This window comes from Gilvimarinus sp. 1_MG-2023 (assembly GCF_030548285.1).
On the sequence record NZ_JAUOSC010000365.1, the window covers coordinates 1 to 365 of the forward strand.

1 protein-coding gene is annotated in these 365 nt (G+C 55.3%); it reads right to left on the reverse strand.

Features of this window, described 5'->3' with window-relative positions:
- Window positions 1-365 (reverse strand): MBL fold metallo-hydrolase (locus tag Q4563_RS17215; protein WP_303605363.1); only part of this gene is annotated, 365 nt, incomplete at both ends.

Below are 365 nucleotides of genomic sequence, written 5' to 3' on the forward strand. Positions count from 1 at the left end.
GATCTCAACCCCCTGTTCCTCAACAATGGCGCGCTCGGCGGATTCTTCATTCAGGATCGGATTGGTGTTGTTGATATGAATCAGCACTTTACGCTTGTCCGGGTACTGGGCCAGTACATCCAGCATGCCGCCGTCCCCGGACTGCGCCAGATGCCCCATCATTTGCCCGGTCGACTGACTCAGACCCATATTGATCATTTCATCATCCGTCCACAGCGTGCCGTCCACCAGCAGACAGTCGGCTTGCGCCATCCAGGGCAACAGATGATCTTCAATCACCCCCAACCCCGGAGCATAAAACAGCTTGCCGCCGGTGAGAGTATCCTCAATAAACACCCCGATATTATCCCCCGGCATCGGATTAC